Raw genomic sequence first — 17,493 nt, forward strand, 5'->3', positions numbered from 1 at the left:
TTCATCTCCTTGCAAATTCAAGAATCAAACGTTCCTGCACTTCACTTAAGGTGACTTTCTCATCGACTTTCTGCTTTGTAAAGTTCCATATGCTATCAATCTGGTCTATCGATTCATCTATGGCTGCATTTGATCCCCGCTGGTAAGCTCCAATATTGATCAAATCTTCTGATTCTTTGTAGACAGCCATCAAACGTTTCATATTATTGACGGCTTCCAACTGCTCTTCCGGGGCAATATCCTTCATGACACGACTTATGCTGGCCAACACATCGATCGCAGGAAAATGACCTTTATTCGCAATGGATCGGTTTAACACAATGTGGCCATCCAGTATCCCCCTTACCGCATCGGCGATCGGTTCGTTCATGTCATCCCCGTCAACCAGAACGGTGTAAAAAGCAGTAATCGAGCCTGTAGGCCCTGTACCCGCACGTTCAAGCAATTTGGGCAAACTCGCAAATACCGATGGAGTATATCCTCTCATTGCCGGAGGTTCACCTACAGCTAAACCAACTTCCCTTTGAGCCATCGCATATCGGGTAACCGAGTCCATCATCAGCATCACATTCATTCCACGGTCCCGGAAATACTCTGCAATAGTGGTTGCAATAACCGCTCCCTTGATCCGAATCAGGGCAGGCTGATCTGATGTTGCAACAATGACTACGGAGCGTTCCAGTCCTTCCGGACCCAGATCCCGTTCAATAAAGTCGCGAACCTCACGTCCACGCTCACCTACAAGCGCGATGACATTGACATCTGCCGCTGTATTACGGGCGATCATGCCCATCAATGTACTCTTACCAACACCTGAGCCGGCAAAAATACCTACACGCTGTCCCTTACCTACGGTCAACAATCCGTCGATCGCTCTTACACCAACACCCATAGTTTCAAGTACACGCGGACGATCCATTGGATTGACTGGTGTATTGGATGTAGAGTACATCGGCATTCTGGATGGAAGGAGTGAACCGTCTAGCGGTTGTCCAAGTCCGTCCAAGACTTTACCGAGTAATTCAGAGCCTACCTGAACGCCGAGCGGCTTCCCCGTACCGACTACATCACAACCAGGACCGATGGATTGCAGTTCACCCAGTGGCATAAGCAGCACTTTGTTATCTCGAAACCCAACGACTTCAGCCTGGAGAGGCTTGGCGGACTTACCAGGGTAGATGTAACATACGTCACCGATACTTGCATCCGGCCCTTCGGACTCAACCATAAGACCAATGACCTGAGTAACCTTGCCGTTAATGCGCACGGGATCAAATTGCCGCAAATGTTCCATATATCGCTGTGAACTAAGAACCTTCATGTTGATTTTTTCGCTCCTCATCCTCAAGTGCTATGCGGACCAGTTCTTTTTTAATCTCAGCAAGCTGTGTGTCAATTCTCGCATCCACACTTCCGAACGAAGAACGGATAACACATCCTTTATCTTTGACCGTCGAATCAGGCAAAATCTGTAATTCTGCCTGAGAGTCGATGGATAGAGACAATTCTTCACGGGCTGCCTGTACAAATGTAAATTGATCAGGAGCCACACACAGTGTGATCAAGCCCTGTTCCCGTTTACGTGACAAACTCTGACGAATCAGTTCCAACGTGTGATCGGGTTCAATGGTAAGTTGTTTATCAATGACTTTCTCAGCAATCCCGCAAGCGAGATCAACAAGAAATGGTTCGGCTTCCTGAATAATCTGATCTTTTGCTACATAAGCTTCCTGAAGCACTTCCTGAGCTTCCTTCATCATCTTTTCGATCATCACCTGGAGATCCAGTTCAGCCTGTACTTTGCCTTCTTCAAAACCCTGTTGGAAACCTTGTGAACGAAGTGCTTCGGTCAAATGTTCATCCTGTTGTCTTTGTTCCTGCCACCAGGTATCGATCTGTTCACGGGCTTCTTGAAGCATGCGCTCTGCTTCTTCTGAAGCTTCACGTACTTGCTTTTCTGCAAACTCCTTGGCATCTTCCAGCATCTCTGCGGTAAGGCGTTGTGTTTCTTCGTCCACGCGTGCTTGAAGCGTTTCTGCTTCAGAACCTTCAGCACTTTCACCATTTAATTCCGTTTCAGACTCCTCAGTACCACCATAATGATGATGATTTTCAAGTCTTTTGCGGTCATCAACAGGTACATACTGGAAAGATTTAATCAAATTAGACAATGATATCATCTCCTCCACCGCGTGCGATAATGATCTCACCGGCTTCTTCCAATCTGCGTATCGTTCCTACGATGCGTGTTTGAGCTTCCTCAACATCACGCAACCGCACAGGTCCCATGAACTCCATCTCTTCTTTGAATGTCTCGGACATCCGTTTCGACATGTTCCGGAACACGGCATCCCGAACTTCTTCGCTTGCCACTTTGAGTGCGAGTTGCAGATCTGCGTTGTCAATATCGCGAATAATACGCTGAATCGAACGATCATCCACATTGACGATATCTTCGAATACGAACATGCGTTTTTTGATTTCCTCAGCAAGCTCTGGATCCTGAATTTCGAGAGAGTCCAAAATGGTACGCTCTGTACCACGATCGACTCCGTTCAGAATCTGAACGATCGATTCGATACCACCCGCATTTGTGTAATCCTGCGTTACGGTAGAAGATAGCTTCTGTTCCAGAACCCGCTCCACTTGAGAGATAACTTCTGGCGAAGTACTGTCCATAACCGCCACGCGGCGAGCGACATCTGCCTGCTTCTCTTGTGGCAAAGATGACAGAATCGCTGCAGCCTGTTCGAACTGGAGATAAGACAGAACCAGCGCGATCGTTTGCGGACTTTCATTCTGAATAAAGTTCAAAATTTGATTTGGATCCGCTTTGCGTGCAAAGTCAAACGGTCTGACCTGCAACGTAGCCGTCAAACGATTAATAACTTCAAGTGCTTTGGAAGAACCCAAAGCTTTCTCCAGGATCTCTCTGGCATAATTGATACCGCCCTGAGAGATATATTCCTGTGCCAGACAGATCTGGTGAAACTCGGCCATGATCATGTCCTTCTCGGAAGAATCAACTTTGCGAACGTTAGCAATCTCCAACGTGAGTTGCTCGATCTCCTCATCACGCAGATGTTTGAATATCTGTGCCGATACTTCCGGACCTAATGTAATCAACAATATTGCTGCTTTTTGTCTGCCACTCAAACCTTGACTGCTTGCCTTTGCCAATGCGTTCACCTCTATTCGTCAGCAAGCCATGTACGCAACAGATTGACGAATTCGTCTGGCTTTTTCTTGGCCAAACTTTCCAATTGTTTGCGCACCTGACTTTCGTTCGTTACACTGTCCAGCGTAATGGACGGGAACTCTGTTGCTATTGGAAGAGGAATCTCTTCTTCTTCTACTTCGTTTTGTTTGCGGCGACGACGTACTAGCAAAATCACAACCGCTGCGATCAATGCCGCTATGAGTGCGCCTCCACCCCACATCATGGTCGAAGACAACTGGAAGCCTGTATTTGCTGCCGATGCAGTCTGGAAACCTTGTGACATGACTGAAACTTTCTTTGTCAGATCCGCGTCACTTATTTCAGTACCTGAGTCTGCCAATGAAGCGCGAACAATGTTAACCAAAATGTTCTCAATTGCATCTTGAACCGGTCCCTGAATTTCTGTTTCCCCATCTGGTGGTTCAACTGCAACGTTAATGGTTAAGTCTTTTACAGTATAAGGACTGGAAATAATATCCTTGGCTATGCGATTAACATCGTAGTTTATCGTGCTTGATGACTCTTCAGATGTGGAATTCCCTGCTCCATCAGCTGATGGATAACCTGGAACCTCCTCTTGCCCTGTACCAGCAACACCACCTGTCGGGTTGCTTGCCCCAGTGTAGCTCTTCTGAATCTCCTGCACACTGATCTCGATGCCTTTCATGTTCTCTACATCAACGGGTGTGACGATATTTTCTTTACGTGTTTCTTTGTCAAAATTAAGTTTGGAGGCTACCAAAACATTAACCTTGTCTTCGCCTACAATTTGAGAAAGAAATTGCTTCACATTATTACGAACATCGTTTTCAAACTTCTTCTGCAATGCCATATTTTCTTGAACTTCAGAAGACAACCCGCCACTACCACCTCGGGCAGTTGGAATCAGTTCTGCTTCATCCGTATTGGTAATCGTGATGTTCTCAATAGGTAGATTAGGAATTGCGGTCTTAACCAAGTTAAAGTATCCATCTACCGCTGCCTGATTTGGGTGATAACCCGGTTTAAATTGGAGAGCTACCGATGCTGACGCTTTATCCCGTTCTTCTAAACCAGCAAAGATATTATCTTTCGGCATATTGACCAGCACTTTAGCATCTTGTATCCCTTGCATCCGCTGAAGCAACTGTTCAACTTCTCCGTTTAACGCATTGTTGTACTTTACATCAAACTCTTTATCCGTCATCCCAATCGGGGATGATGATTCCTCGAATGACTTATATCCCAGTGAACCATTCTGAATAATCCCTTGAGATCCGACATTCACTTTTGCAATCGCAACACTCGTGCTTGGCACGGATATCGTCTTGCCATCTGAACTTAATTTGTATGGAATACTAGATGAATCGAGATAACTGATAACACCTGCTGAATCACTTGCATTCAAATCTGTGAACGCAACTTCATATTCGGTCTTGGACAATTGCATCGTGAGAACAACTGCAGCCAAAATCAGAAACAGGAAGGTGGATATAAATAATACTTTTTGCTTTTTGCTGAAACTATTCCAATACTGGGACCCCTTGTCCCTGTACTGGGCGATTCTCTCATTCACTCTGTCACCCCATCCGAAACTTTGCTTAGTCTGTCCTTACGCAACCCTAGCCGTTCGATAGGTCGACGATCAGGAGCAGCATCGCAGCTGCTTGTTGTAATGATCAGCGCTATTGCCTGAGCGCAAGTAGATTATTTTATAACTGCGTTCGCATAATTTCCTGGTATGCTTCGACCACTTTGTTTCGGACTTGAGTAGTGAGTTGTAGGCTTAACAAGGCTTGTTCAGAAGCAATCATCACTTGATCCACGTTCGCGTTTCCGACCAAAAATTGATTCGCCATTTCATGCGATTGAGTCTCCTGTCCAGCGACGGACCCTAATGCGTTCTGTAAGTATGTACCGAAGCTCTGAATGGTTTCGGCTGGTGTAGAAGGCTTGCTTTCGGTTGCGCTCTTCATCTGTAGCGGCTGTATCCCCTGAGTGCTAAACATGTTGTTCTGAATCATTAATGTCCCTCCCCTTCATGACTGGTTTATATATTTATTGTTTTTATTTCAAAGCAGATTATCTTCCAATCTCCAAAGCTTTAGAAATCATCGCTTTAGTTGAATTCAATGCTGTTACGTTTGCCTCATAGGAACGTGAAGCTGAGATCATGTCGACCATTTCTTTCGCAATATCCACGTTAGGCATAAATACATACCCTTCGGCGTTGGCATCTGGATGAGAAGGATCGTAGACAGGTTTCAATGGTGACTGATCTTCGCGAATCTCAGTGACCCTGACGCCATCTCCTGAACCGTTGCCTCGCATCTGATTTTGTAGCATGGTACCAAAAGACGTTTTATTCGGTTCAAGCACCACCATTTTGCGTTTGTAAGGAACCGCCTCACCATTGGATACGCTCGCGCGCGTCGTCTCTGCGTTCGCAATGTTGGAAGATATAACGTCCATCCGCAAGCGTTGAGCCGTCAGCGCTGATGCACTGATACTAAAACTATTACTAATGTTCAATTTAGGTTATCTCCCTTCCACGCCAACACGCATGATTTTAATTTGTTCGTTCACTTGCTGGATATAAGCGTTGTAACGCAACTGATTCTCCGCCAGAAGACTCATTTCTCTGTCTATATCGACATTGTTTTCGTTGTTATTCATGGACGTTGACTGGTCCATATTAACTACTGGCGCTGGTACGGAAGAGGAAGGACCTATGACAAAATGCCTTGCATCAGTTACTTTACCTTTAAGAACAGGCATATCTCCATTCATTTGCCCCTGCAACATTTCTTCAAAAGAAACGTTCGAGCGCTTGAAATACGGGGTATCGGCATTCGCGATGTTGTCAGCAATCGTTCGTTGTCTGATGTTGGATGCATCGAGTGCACCTTGCAATCTTTTAAAGCTAATATCGTTTAAAAGATTCACAATCTCCCTCCTCTCTTTAGAAGTTATGGAAAAAGATTGAATCTTTTCCCTTGAAAATTCTTATGTTTTTTCGACAAAAACATTCGCTTTTACACGGTTTTCTAGGACTTAAGTAGAATTAACACTGATGTTGTCGTATAACATAAGTTTCTTCGAGTTTGGGATATATTACAATAAGAAAAAAGCCCTATCTTTTCTGAAAGACGGGCCTTTTTGTGTATTTTCTGCAAATTATGAATTTTTTCGTAAATGATCAGTCCCAAATCAAAAGTATGTTAATACTCTCCCTGATTCTTCTTAAACATTTTTTAAATAAAAAAAACCTTTAGCGTCTCGACATGACTGTATAACGCCCGTAATTATGTAGAATTCCTAATATTTCATACTCGATTATGTTAGAATTTTTTACCGTTACAATAAGGGTTTAGAGACTATATGGTAGGTATACATACGAAGCTGTATATTAATCAATTGACAAGTTATCTTCCATGAATTAAGATTTCGCGCTTTCCCTGCCCAACACTTTCTTAACAATTAAGCAGGGTCATTATAATTTAATGTCCAGAAAACAATTGCTTGCTTCAAACTTTTCTACAATTTCCGTTTTTGCGCATTTACGCAACATTTACCATTCTATCAACTAAACCGATGACCAGACTTGGAATAAGAAAACTTCTTGTAATGGGAATCACTGGATATAAAAACGGGGAATAACCACCACTCCGATAGGGTTTAACTTGGTATGCATGCGGCACAAGTCCTAGGTTTTGTCGATCCGTATAACAACCCCACATCTTTTATCGGTTATAACATCATAATTCTGTAGATATAAGCAAAAATAAACGACATGCCTCTGAAAAGATGACATTTGCGATTCGATTAAGGAATGATGACCTTCGTCGATCTCGTAAGTGCTCTCTACTTTCCAGTGCATGCCGTTCATGGATACAATTAATTAAACAAATACATTACTAAACCTATGTTACAGGATATACTGACTTAAATCACGATCAAGTGCAATATCATTCAATTTCTCACGTACATACTCCGGAGTAATCACCATGCGTTCCAGCGTAAGCTCAGGTGCTTCAAAGGATAAATCCTCCAGAAGCTTTTCCAAGATTGTATGCAAGCGGCGGGCACCTATATTTTCTGTATTTTGATTGACGGATTCAGCCAATTTGGCAATCTCACGAATAGCATCATCCGAGAACTCAATCTCAATATTTTCGGTGCGCAGTAGATCAACATACTGCTTGGTCAATGCATTTTGCGGCTCAGTCAGAATGGATACAAACTCCTCCAGTGTAAGACTGCTCAGTTCCACACGAATCGGGAAGCGCCCCTGAAGCTCGGGAATCAGATCAGAGGGTTTAGCAACGTGGAATGCGCCTGCTGCCATAAAAAGAATATAATCCGTTTTGACAGGGCCATACTTCGTCATTACCGTTGAACCTTCAACGATAGGCAGAATGTCCCGTTGAACACCCTCCCGGGATACATCCGGACCGCTACCGCGTCCTTGACTGGCAACCTTGTCGATTTCATCAATGAAAATGATACCTGTCTGCTCTGCCCGGCGAATGGACTCTTGAGTAACATCATCCATATCAATCAATTTACCGGCTTCTTCTTGAATTAACACTTTGCGCGCTTCTTTAATGGCGAGCTTACGTTTTTTCGTACGACGAGGTAACAAGCTGCCAAACATCTCCTGCATATTCATGCCCATCTGATCATTACCCTGACCAGCAAACATGTCCATCATGTTAGGTGCGGTATCTTCCACATCGATCTCAATGATGTCATCCTCCAACTTGCCGGACAACAGATCAAATTTGATCTTGCGTCGACGCTCCGCAACTCCTGTATCCGGTTCTGGTTCATCCTGTTCCTGAACGTTGTTACCATTATTGCCAAAGATCATCTCAAAAGGATTGCGTTGATTCTTGGACTTGGACTGTGAGGGAGCCAGAATATGTACAATTCGTTCATTGGCAGCTTCTTCAGCTTTGTCCTTCACTTTTTCAGTCCGCTCCAGCTTCACCATCCGCAGTGATGTTTCAATCAGATCACGCACCATTGATTCAACGTCACGGCCAACGTAACCCACTTCGGTGAACTTGGTAGCTTCCACTTTTACAAATGGCGCACCCACCAGTTTAGCAAGTCGACGGGCGATTTCCGTTTTACCCACACCGGTAGGTCCAATCATCAGGATATTTTTAGGTACAATGTCATCCTGAGTATGCTCAGGTAAAAGGCTACGCCGATAACGATTACGAAGGGCTACCGCTACCGATTTTTTGGCTTTCTTTTGACCTACAATATACTTGTCAAGCTCTGCAACAATCTGTCTCGGTGTTAGCGCTTGAGTATTCATATTGCTTCCCTCCTACCAGTATGCTGAATTTATCTTACGTAATAAGGACAAAGAATCCCCTAGACGTCCTGGAGCAGATTACAGAATCATGCTCCACTACGGGAGATTTCTTTGACTTATAACTCTTCTACAATAATATTGCTGTTCGTATACACACAAAGCTCCGAGGCAATCTGAAGCGATTCGCGCGCAATGTCCTTCGCTTCCAGGTTCACAGCATGACGTTTCAATGCACGCGCTGCAGATAAGGCAAAGTTCCCACCTGATCCGATAGCAATAACGTCATCATCGGGCTCAATAATTTCGCCGCCGCCTGAGATGAGCAGCATGCCTGTTTTGTCCATTACAATCAACAATGCCTCAAGCTTACGCAAGATTCGATCCTGACGCCAATCCTTGGCAAGCTCTACGGCAGCACGCTGCAGGTTACCATGGTGCTCCTCCAGCTTGCCTTCGAACTTCTCAAAGAGGGTGATGGCATCCGCCACAGAACCGGCAAACCCGGCAACAACCTGTCCGCGGTACAATCGTCTTACCTTCTTGGCTGTGTTCTTCATCACAACGCTTTGGCCCATGGTCACCTGACCATCACCAGCGATTGCTGCTTTACCATTATGACGAACAGCACAGATCGTTGTAGCATGAAATGACATATCCATGATATCAGCCTCCTCCCACGAATAATTTATACGCGTTCCGGAACGGTTAGACCTTCTGCCTCAGCAAAACTGGTGATACCATCCAGGGCACGCTGTGCAAGAGCTTCATTTTTTTCCTTTTTGTTACGGATTTTCGTTTCCAGCTTCGGCAACAAACCAAAGTTTGCATTCATTGGCTGGAAGTGTTTGAAGTCAGCTGTTGTAATATACTGAGCCATACTGCCAAGTGTTGTTTCTACCGGTAATACTACCAGTTCCTGTCCAAGAGCTGCTTTGGCTGCGTTCATGCCGGCAATAAGCCCTGATGCAGCAGATTCCACATATCCTTCTACACCTGTCATCTGGCCTGCAAAGAACAGGTTTGGACGCTCTTTAAACTGATACGTCGGAAGAAGCAGTTTAGGAGAATTAATGAATGTATTGCGGTGCATTACGCCATAACGGACAAACTCTGCATTTTCAAGTCCAGGAATAAGGGAAAAGACACGTTTTTGTTCTCCCCATTTCAGATGTGTCTGGAAGCCTACCAGGTTATACAACGTTCCCGCTGCATTGTCCTGTCTAAGCTGAACAACCGCATGTGGCAGCTCCCCTGTGTGCGGGTTAACCAGACCTACTGGTTTCATAGGACCAAACAGAGCCGTCTGTTTTCCACGTTTCATCATCACTTCGATTGGCATGCAGCCTTCAAAGTAGATTTCTTTCTCAAACTCTTTCAATTGAGCAACCTCAGCTGTAATGAGAGCTTCATAGAAGACATCAAACTCTTCTTCTGTCATCGGACAGTTCAGATATGCTGCTTCACCCTTATCATAACGGGAGGCTAGGTACACCTTGTTCATATCAATTGAATCTTTTTCAATGATCGGTGCTGCTGCATCATAGAAGTAGAAATATTCCTCACCCATAAGTGCCTTAATTTGCTCAGACAATGCCGGTGAAGTCAATGGACCCGTTGCAACAACAACGATGCCATCTTCCGGCAGGGAAGTTAGTTCTTCATTCACCACTTCGATGAGCGGATGCTGGTGCAGCGTAGAAGTAATCTCACCTGAGAAGCCGTCCCGGTCCACAGCAAGTGCTCCACCTGCTGGAACGGCGTGCTTGTCTGCCGCAGACAATACGAGAGAATTGAGCATTCTCATTTCTTCTTTTAACACACCAACTGCATTCGTCAATCCATTGGCACGCAACGAGTTACTGCACACCAGTTCTGCAAATTTATCTGTATGATGAGCTGGCGTTTTCACCACAGGTCTCATCTCGTATAATTTCACGCGTACGCCGCGGCTTGCGATCTGCCAGGCAGCTTCTGTTCCTGCCAGCCCAGCACCAATAACGGTTACTTGTTGTTCATTCGTCAAAATCATTTACCCCCATATATACTAATCCGCTGATTCGTCATCCGGTTCATCCACCGGCTCCTGATGATCACATGATGTACACTGCAATCGAGCTCCCTTTTTGTTCCGCTTTTCAATCATTAACGATCCACAACTTGGACATGGTTTGGCTGAAGGTCTGTCCCATGAGACAAAATCACATTCAGGATACTTGTCACAACCGTAGAAAATACGTCCCTTTTTACTACGACGCTCAACAACATGGCCTTCCTTACACTTCGGACAAGTTACGCCAATATCCTTGATAATCGGTTTGGTATTCCGGCAATCAGGGAAGCCAGAGCAAGCAAGAAACTTGCCAAAACGTCCGAGTTTATAAACAAGCGGTTTGCCGCACTTCTCACAGATCTCATCCGATACTTCGTCTTCGATCTCGATTTCTTTCATCTCTTCTTCCGCAAACTCAAGCCGTTTCTCGAAAGATTCGTAGAATTCTGCGAGTACTTTAACCCAATCTTCGGAACCTTCCTCCACATGGTCAAGATCACCTTCCATGTTTGCTGTAAACTCTACATTCAGGATTTCTGGGAAAAACTCTTCCATCTGTTCGATGACCAGTTCACCCAGCTCGGTCGGCATGAATTTCTTTTCCTCTATCGCAACATATCCGCGCTTCTGAATGGTCTCCAGTGTTGGCGCATATGTACTCGGACGCCCTATACCCAATTCCTCAAGCGTCTTAACCAACCTTGCCTCCGTATATCGTGGCGGTGGTTGTGTAAAATGCTGTTTTGGCTCAATCTCCTGCTTCTCAAGCACATCTCCACTTTTCAGCGGAGGCAGCAGACGATCTTCTTCGGTGGTACCATCGTCGTTTCCTTCAACATACACCTTCATGAACCCCTGGAATCGAACCTTCGAACCTGCAGCACGGAAAATCGTGTCCCCCGCAGCAATATCTACAGAGAGTGTATCCAGGATAGCCGAAGACATCTGGCTCGCTACAAAACGTTCCCAAACCAGTTTATACAACCGGAACTGATCACGACTCATGAATGACTTGATTGAATCCGGATCACGTAGAATTGAAGTTGGACGAATCGCTTCATGCGCATCCTGAGCATTAGCTGCTTTTTTGGAATAATTTCGTGGAGTTTCAGGTGCAAATGGCTCCCCGTACTTCCCAACGATGTATTCTTTGGCTTCTTCTTGTGCAGATGCCGCAATACGTGTGGAGTCCGTACGCATATACGTGATGAGACCTACTGTGCCTTCTTTTCCAAGGTCTACACCTTCATATAGTTGTTGGGCGACCGACATCGTCTTGGAAGCTCTGAAATTCAATTTACGCGCTGCTTCCTGTTGCAAAGAACTCGTGGTAAACGGCGCGGAAGGGTTCCGACTCCGTTCCTTCTCTTTGACTTCCTTGATCGTAAAGTCTGCACCTTCGATCTGTTTCAGAATGGCTTGCACTTCCGCTTCACTACCCAGCTCTGTTTTGGCCCCGTTCAGTTTATTAAACTTGGCTTCAAACGGATTGCCGTCTGCTGTCAGTTTGGCGGTAATGCTCCAGTATTCTTCCGGCTCAAAATCATCGATTTCATTTTCACGATCTAAAATGATTTTAACAGCCACGGACTGAACCCGGCCTGCGGACAAACCTTTTTTAACTTTTTTCCATAATAATGGACTAATTTTATATCCAACGAGTCGATCCAGAATACGTCTTGCCTGCTGCGCATTAACCAAATCCATATTGATTTTCCGCGGCGTTTTGAACGCATCTTTGACCGCCTGTTTTGTAATTTCATTAAATACAACCCGGCAATCTGCCGTATCGTCCAGTTCAAGGGCATGGGCCAAATGCCATGCGATAGCCTCGCCTTCGCGATCCGGGTCAGCTGCGAGATACACTTTTTTCACTTTCTTCCGTGCATCCTTCAGTTCTTTCAAAATTGAACCTTTGCCGCGGATCGTAATATATTTCGGATTAAAATCATTCTCCACCTCAACGCCGATCTGACTCTTTGGCAAATCGCGAACATGTCCCATCGAAGCTTTCACGATGAACTTGCTGCCTAAATATTTGCCTATCGTCTTCGCCTTTGAGGGCGACTCCACGATTACGAGTGCATCCGCCATAGGTTCATCCTCCTCTCAGTCATGAAACTGTCATGTAACTGTTTCTGTAAGCTTATGCATAGGTTGATAACTTCAGCTAATTATATATTTCCACACGCTACATAGGTTGTAGCATCGTCATACCCTCGCATATTTGGTGCCTGGTAATTGGCTAATCTGCTTTTTTATGATTAAAGATAACAGAACTGAATGCAAATGTCCAAAATCCCAACCTAGCAGTTCAACCAGTTGATCTAACGATTGCTCCTCCTGTTCCAACAGATAAATCACACGTTGTTCATCTGGAGAGAGCTTAACCTCAGCGAATATCCCTTGCCCGGAAGGCTCAGGTGTTTCTGCCGAACGTCCTCTATTGTAAGGAAGTTGTTCTGCATTTGGCAAGTCCAAACGATACTCTTCCAAAACATCTGCTGCACATGTGACCAATTTGGCCCCTTGACGGATTAGATTGTGAGCGCCCCGACTCTTCGGCGATGTGATGGGCCCAGGAACCGCAAATACATCCCTGCCTGCTTCAAGAGCAGCATCTGCTGTGATGAGCGAACCACTGCGAATGTCAGCCTCAACGACCAATGTCCCCAGCGTCAGACCGGCAATGATTCGATTCCGTTCCGGAAATAGTCCTTGGCGCGCTCTCGTACCTGGTGGATATTCCGACAAAAGCAGACCCGTCTTTGCGATTCGCTCAGCAAGGCTTGTATTTTCGGGTGGGTATATATTATCAATCCCTGTTCCGAATACGGCAATCGTTTTTCCCTTAGCACGTAATACTGCCTCATGACATACGCTATCAATACCGCGGGCAAGCCCGCTCACGATCGTAAGGCCTGCACTGCATAATTGTTCGGCCAGCTTCTCACCAACTTTGCGCCCATACACGGTTGGCATTCGAGTTCCCACCATCGCAATGGACGAGTTGTGTAGCAAACTTATATCCCCTCGACAATACATTACCCAGGGAGGCTGAACGGTTTCCTTCATTAATATGGGATAATTCTGATCCAGATAAGTAATAACCTCTATCCCTTGATTGTAAACGTGTTCTCTTTTACGTTCGATCCAGTTGAGCGTAAATTGACTCGCTAAACGGGCAGCCTGATCTTTGCGCAAACCTGCCGCAGTCCAGTCACCTTCTTCATAATTCAAAAGATCGGACCATTGATGTTGTCCCAGAACCAGTTTTGAGATTGTTTTCTTGCCAATACCCTCCATCTCATGCAACCCAAACAAGATCCATCGTTCTTCCATACCATAAACCTCCCAGAGCGGGAAGAGTATCTTCCCTCATATTGTGTGTTAAGTGATCACGGAATGCAAGCGTTTACGCAGATGAGAAACAATTCCTCTCCCTTTTCACGTTAAAAAAAAACGCAAAAAAGCAACCCTTCGCCCTGTTTAAGGGCAAAAGGTTGCTTACCTTTTCCGTAACCATAATAGTCGGTCTAGCAGAAACAAATCATTTCCGAACCGTTTCTTCTATTATAACGAAAAAGAATTAATGTGTCGTGCACAAATTCAAAATACCGCGCTCTTCAAGTACACTCACCAAAGTCGAGCCCATCTCAGCAGGCGTTGGTGCTACTTTGATACCGCAAGATTCCAGCTTCGCAATCTTCTCTTTGGCTGTACCTTTACCGCCAGAGATAATAGCGCCAGCATGACCCATCCGTTTGCCTGGAGGCGCTGTTACGCCACCGATAAAGCCAACAACCGGTTTGGTCATGTTCTCACGTACCCAATCTGCAGCATCCTCTTCAGCCGTACCACCAATCTCACCAATCATGATGACCGCATGAGTCTGTGGATCTTCATTGAACCGTTTCAGGATATCAATGAACTCGGAGCCTTTTACAGGGTCTCCCCCGATTCCTACAGCAGAAGATTGTCCAATGCCACGAGTCGTCAGTTGATGAACGGCTTCATACGTAAGTGTTCCACTACGGGAAACAACGCCAACGTGCCCCGCCATGTGGATATAACCAGGCATGATCCCGATTTTACATTCGCCCGGTGTAATGACACCTGGACAGTTCGGTCCGATCAGGACGGTATCTTTACCTTCCATGAAACGGTCAACCTTGATCATGTCAAGAACCGGAATACCTTCCGTAATACAGATCACAAGATCCAGCTCTGCATCAACAGCTTCCATAATGGAATCTGCCGCAAATGCCGGGGGAACGTAAATGACGCTCGCTGTTGCGCCTGTAGCTTCCTTCGCTTCCTGCACAGTGTTGAACACCGGCAGACTGGCTACTGTACCGTCTTCCAGCGTGATATCCACATTCGTTCCGCCTTTACCCGGTGTAACTCCGCCTACCATCTGGGTTCCGTAGTCCAATGCGCCCTTCGTGTGGAACATTCCCGTTGAACCCGTAATGCCTTGCGTAATGACTTTTGTATTTTTATCAATCAAAATACTCACGTTGCTTCACATCCTTACGGTTATTTTTCAATTCCCGGACAGCTCCGGTACTAAGGAATGAACTTATTTTACGAGGGCAACAATTTTCTGTGCACCATCGGCCATGGAATCGGCAGGAACAATATTCAGGCCAGATTCGCCCAGAATACGTTTGCCAAGCTCCACGTTAGTTCCTTCAAGACGAACAACCAGCGGTTTGGTCAGGCCAAGTTGCTTCGCAGCTTCAACAACACCGTTGGCGATAACATCACAGCGCATGATGCCACCGAAGATGTTAACAAAGATTCCAGCTACTTTGGCATCGGACAAAATGATCTTAAATGCTTCAGTCACTTTCTCCGTTGTTGCACCGCCCCCAACGTCAAGGAAGTTGGCGGGGTCTCCACCGTAGTATTTGATAATGTCCATCGTCGCCATCGCAAGTCCCGCACCATTGACCATACAGCCGATGTTGCCATCAAGTGCTATGTAGCTGAGGTCGTATTTGGAAGCTTCGATTTCTTTTTCATCCTCTTCATCCAGGTCACGCAGTTCCAAAATATCTTTGTGACGGAACAGAGCGTTGGAGTCAAAGTTTAATTTCGCATCCAGCGCGATAACGTTTCCATCTCCGGTAACAACGAGAGGATTGATCTCGGCAATAGAGCAATCTTTTTCGACAAAAGCTGTGTACAACGCGAGCATGAACTTAACGGCTTTGTTCACCAGTTCATTCGGAATCTTGATGCTGTAAGCCAGTTTACGCGCCTGGAACACTTGCAACCCAATAGCCGGGTCAATAATTTCTTTGAAAATTTTCTCAGGTGTAGCTTCAGCTACTTCTTCAATCTCAGTACCGCCTTCTTCGGAAGCCATCATAACTACACGGCCTGTGGCACGGTCCACAACAACACCCACATAATACTCTTTGCGGATATCGCACCCTTCTTCAATCAGAAGACGTTTCACTTCTTTGCCTTCTGGTCCAGTCTGGTGTGTCACCAATACTTTACCCAGAATTTCGGAAGCATAGGCACGAACTTCATCCGTGCTCTTCGCTACTTTTACGCCGCCAGCTTTACCCCGGCCACCTGCGTGAATTTGCGCTTTAACAACAGTCACCGGACTGCCCAATGCCTCTGCGGCCGCAACCGCTTCATCGACTGTATAAGCAACCTTTCCGTTTGGAACGGTAACTCCATACTGTTTCAGTACTTCTTTTCCTTGATATTCATGGATATTCATTCTCGAATCCTCCTATCAACGTGACTGCAACAAGGCGGGTTGGTAGACTAACAAAAGACAAATGTTGACTATTTTCACTTAAACCCAATTCATTGTAACACGTTTTTAAAACGCTTTCCTTAAAAAAGTAATGATTAATAGACAGTATTTTGATATGAGTATGATCCCATATTGTGAATGTTTGGGTATATATGGAAAAACCTCAGCAAAAAGCTAAGGTTTCCTCGGTTCAATGCTACATTCTATTTTTTGGCTGCGTTTGTGTTGGTTTCGTGCACTTTTTCCAGTAATCCTTTGAACTGACCCAGTAAAGCTTCAAACTCCGTGCTGTTCAAACACGCGTCTCCCTGAATGGATGCAGGTACCGACAATGCCTTATTCCGAAGCTCACGGCCGGAATCGGTTAGTGTAATTAATACTTTCCGTTCATCCTGAGCCGAGCGTTCGCGATTAATAAGTCCTGCCGACTGCAAACGTTTGAGAAGTGGTGTCAATGTTCCCGAATCAAGGTATAGCGCCTCCCCGATCTCCTTAACCGTGCATTCTTCACGTTCCCACAACACCATTAGAACCAGATACTGTGAATACGTTACGCCGAGCACCTCCAGATAAGGCTGGTACATCTTTGTAATCTCACGTGAACAAGCATATATGGCAAAGCATAATTGGTTATCCAGCTTCAAACTGTCCGTCTGCATATGTCTTTCTCACCTGCCTATTGTGCATTCTATTCCTCATAAGAAAGGAACTACAAATCTATCTTATCACAAATTAGAAAAAAAACAGAATAATTGAGCACAAATGATTTTACCTTTCAATTTAATTATGTTAAATTAGATTGTGTAAAATATAATTATGAATAGATGACAAACAGTATATACACATGATTTAACAACAATAATAGATAAGTCCAGCGAATAGATTCACTCTCTCTAGAGCCGAATTTGATAACTATAATGCAAGTTTATACGGAAATCATTTTATATAAGCTATCTAATAATTTCTTTCCAGAAATAAAATCCAGGGATCAGGAATGATGACTACAACGATGATATTGACAGGTTGACTCCATGATTCCTTTTATATAAAATGCTTAGTAGAAGCTGAGGAAGCACCTTAATTCGTAGACTGGCCCGTGTTATGCGGAGTCAAGAATCGAGTGAGGTGTTTCT

The 17,493-nt window shown here is 45.1% G+C and carries 15 protein-coding genes; all 15 read right to left on the minus strand.

Going from position 1 to position 17,493, the window contains the following annotated elements; translation table 11 throughout:
* Position 1: 1 nt before the first annotated feature.
* The 15 genes from fliI to HF638_RS00985 all read right to left on the minus strand — a co-directional run bounded on the left by fliI (position 2) and on the right by HF638_RS00985 (position 17,019).
* The gene (gene fliI, locus HF638_RS00915; protein ID WP_036609365.1) at positions 2-1,321 is read right to left on the minus strand and encodes a flagellar protein export ATPase FliI; all 1,320 of its coding nucleotides are present in this window, start codon (positions 1,319-1,321) and stop codon (positions 2-4) included.
* Entirely contained in the window at positions 1,308-2,171 is an 864-nt protein-coding gene (locus HF638_RS00920) for a FliH/SctL family protein (protein ID WP_169478488.1), read from the minus strand. The genes fliI and HF638_RS00920 overlap by 14 nt, the downstream gene beginning before the upstream one ends.
* Complete coding sequence (gene fliG / locus HF638_RS00925) at positions 2,164-3,180, minus strand: flagellar motor switch protein FliG (protein ID WP_169478489.1); 1,017 nt, start codon at positions 3,178-3,180, stop codon at positions 2,164-2,166. The genes HF638_RS00920 and fliG overlap by 8 nt, the downstream gene beginning before the upstream one ends.
* Before the next feature lie 11 nt (positions 3,181-3,191).
* Positions 3,192-4,775: a flagellar basal-body MS-ring/collar protein FliF gene (gene fliF, locus HF638_RS00930; RefSeq protein WP_169478490.1), complete on the minus strand. Its 1,584-nt coding sequence runs from the start codon at positions 4,773-4,775 to the stop codon at positions 3,192-3,194.
* A 136-nt stretch (positions 4,776-4,911) separates the two neighbouring features.
* Positions 4,912-5,223 (minus strand): flagellar hook-basal body complex protein FliE, encoded by a 312-nt coding sequence (fliE, locus tag HF638_RS00935; RefSeq protein ID WP_169478491.1) that lies wholly within the window; start codon positions 5,221-5,223, stop codon positions 4,912-4,914.
* Positions 5,224-5,281: 58 nt separating this feature from the next.
* The gene (gene flgC, locus HF638_RS00940) at positions 5,282-5,731 is read right to left on the minus strand and encodes a flagellar basal body rod protein FlgC (protein ID WP_076330664.1); all 450 of its coding nucleotides are present in this window, start codon (positions 5,729-5,731) and stop codon (positions 5,282-5,284) included.
* A gap of 6 nt (positions 5,732-5,737) precedes the next feature.
* The gene (flgB, locus tag HF638_RS00945) at positions 5,738-6,145 is read right to left on the minus strand and encodes a flagellar basal body rod protein FlgB (protein WP_169478492.1); all 408 of its coding nucleotides are present in this window, start codon (positions 6,143-6,145) and stop codon (positions 5,738-5,740) included.
* A 982-nt stretch (positions 6,146-7,127) separates the two neighbouring features.
* On the minus strand, positions 7,128-8,528 hold the full coding sequence (gene hslU, locus HF638_RS00950; RefSeq protein WP_062833787.1) for an ATP-dependent protease ATPase subunit HslU: 1,401 nt from the start codon (positions 8,526-8,528) through the stop codon (positions 7,128-7,130).
* 116 nt (positions 8,529-8,644) lie between these two features.
* Positions 8,645-9,187 carry an ATP-dependent protease subunit HslV gene (hslV, locus tag HF638_RS00955; protein ID WP_062833786.1) on the minus strand — a complete coding sequence of 181 codons (543 nt, stop codon included), beginning with the start codon at positions 9,185-9,187 and terminating at the stop codon, positions 8,645-8,647.
* Between the two features lie 26 nt (positions 9,188-9,213).
* Positions 9,214-10,557 carry an FADH(2)-oxidizing methylenetetrahydrofolate--tRNA-(uracil(54)-C(5))-methyltransferase TrmFO gene (gene trmFO / locus HF638_RS00960; protein ID WP_372238347.1) on the minus strand — a complete coding sequence of 448 codons (1,344 nt, stop codon included), beginning with the start codon at positions 10,555-10,557 and terminating at the stop codon, positions 9,214-9,216.
* A gap of 15 nt (positions 10,558-10,572) precedes the next feature.
* Positions 10,573-12,672 (minus strand): type I DNA topoisomerase, encoded by a 2,100-nt coding sequence (gene topA / locus HF638_RS00965; RefSeq protein WP_169478493.1) that lies wholly within the window; start codon positions 12,670-12,672, stop codon positions 10,573-10,575.
* Between the two features lie 117 nt (positions 12,673-12,789).
* Positions 12,790-13,920 carry a DNA-processing protein DprA gene (gene dprA / locus HF638_RS00970; protein WP_169478494.1) on the minus strand — a complete coding sequence of 377 codons (1,131 nt, stop codon included), beginning with the start codon at positions 13,918-13,920 and terminating at the stop codon, positions 12,790-12,792.
* A gap of 247 nt (positions 13,921-14,167) precedes the next feature.
* Positions 14,168-15,097 (minus strand): succinate--CoA ligase subunit alpha, encoded by a 930-nt coding sequence (gene sucD / locus HF638_RS00975; RefSeq protein WP_074094556.1) that lies wholly within the window; start codon positions 15,095-15,097, stop codon positions 14,168-14,170.
* Between the two features lie 63 nt (positions 15,098-15,160).
* The gene (gene sucC, locus HF638_RS00980; RefSeq protein WP_036609384.1) at positions 15,161-16,321 is read right to left on the minus strand and encodes an ADP-forming succinate--CoA ligase subunit beta; all 1,161 of its coding nucleotides are present in this window, start codon (positions 16,319-16,321) and stop codon (positions 15,161-15,163) included.
* Positions 16,322-16,563: 242 nt separating this feature from the next.
* Positions 16,564-17,019: a MarR family winged helix-turn-helix transcriptional regulator gene (locus tag HF638_RS00985; RefSeq protein WP_169478495.1), complete on the minus strand. Its 456-nt coding sequence runs from the start codon at positions 17,017-17,019 to the stop codon at positions 16,564-16,566.
* Positions 17,020-17,493 lie beyond the last annotated feature (474 nt).

The organism is Paenibacillus sp. SZ31 (genome assembly GCF_012912005.1).
Classification (GTDB): Bacteria; Bacillota; Bacilli; order Paenibacillales; family Paenibacillaceae; genus Paenibacillus.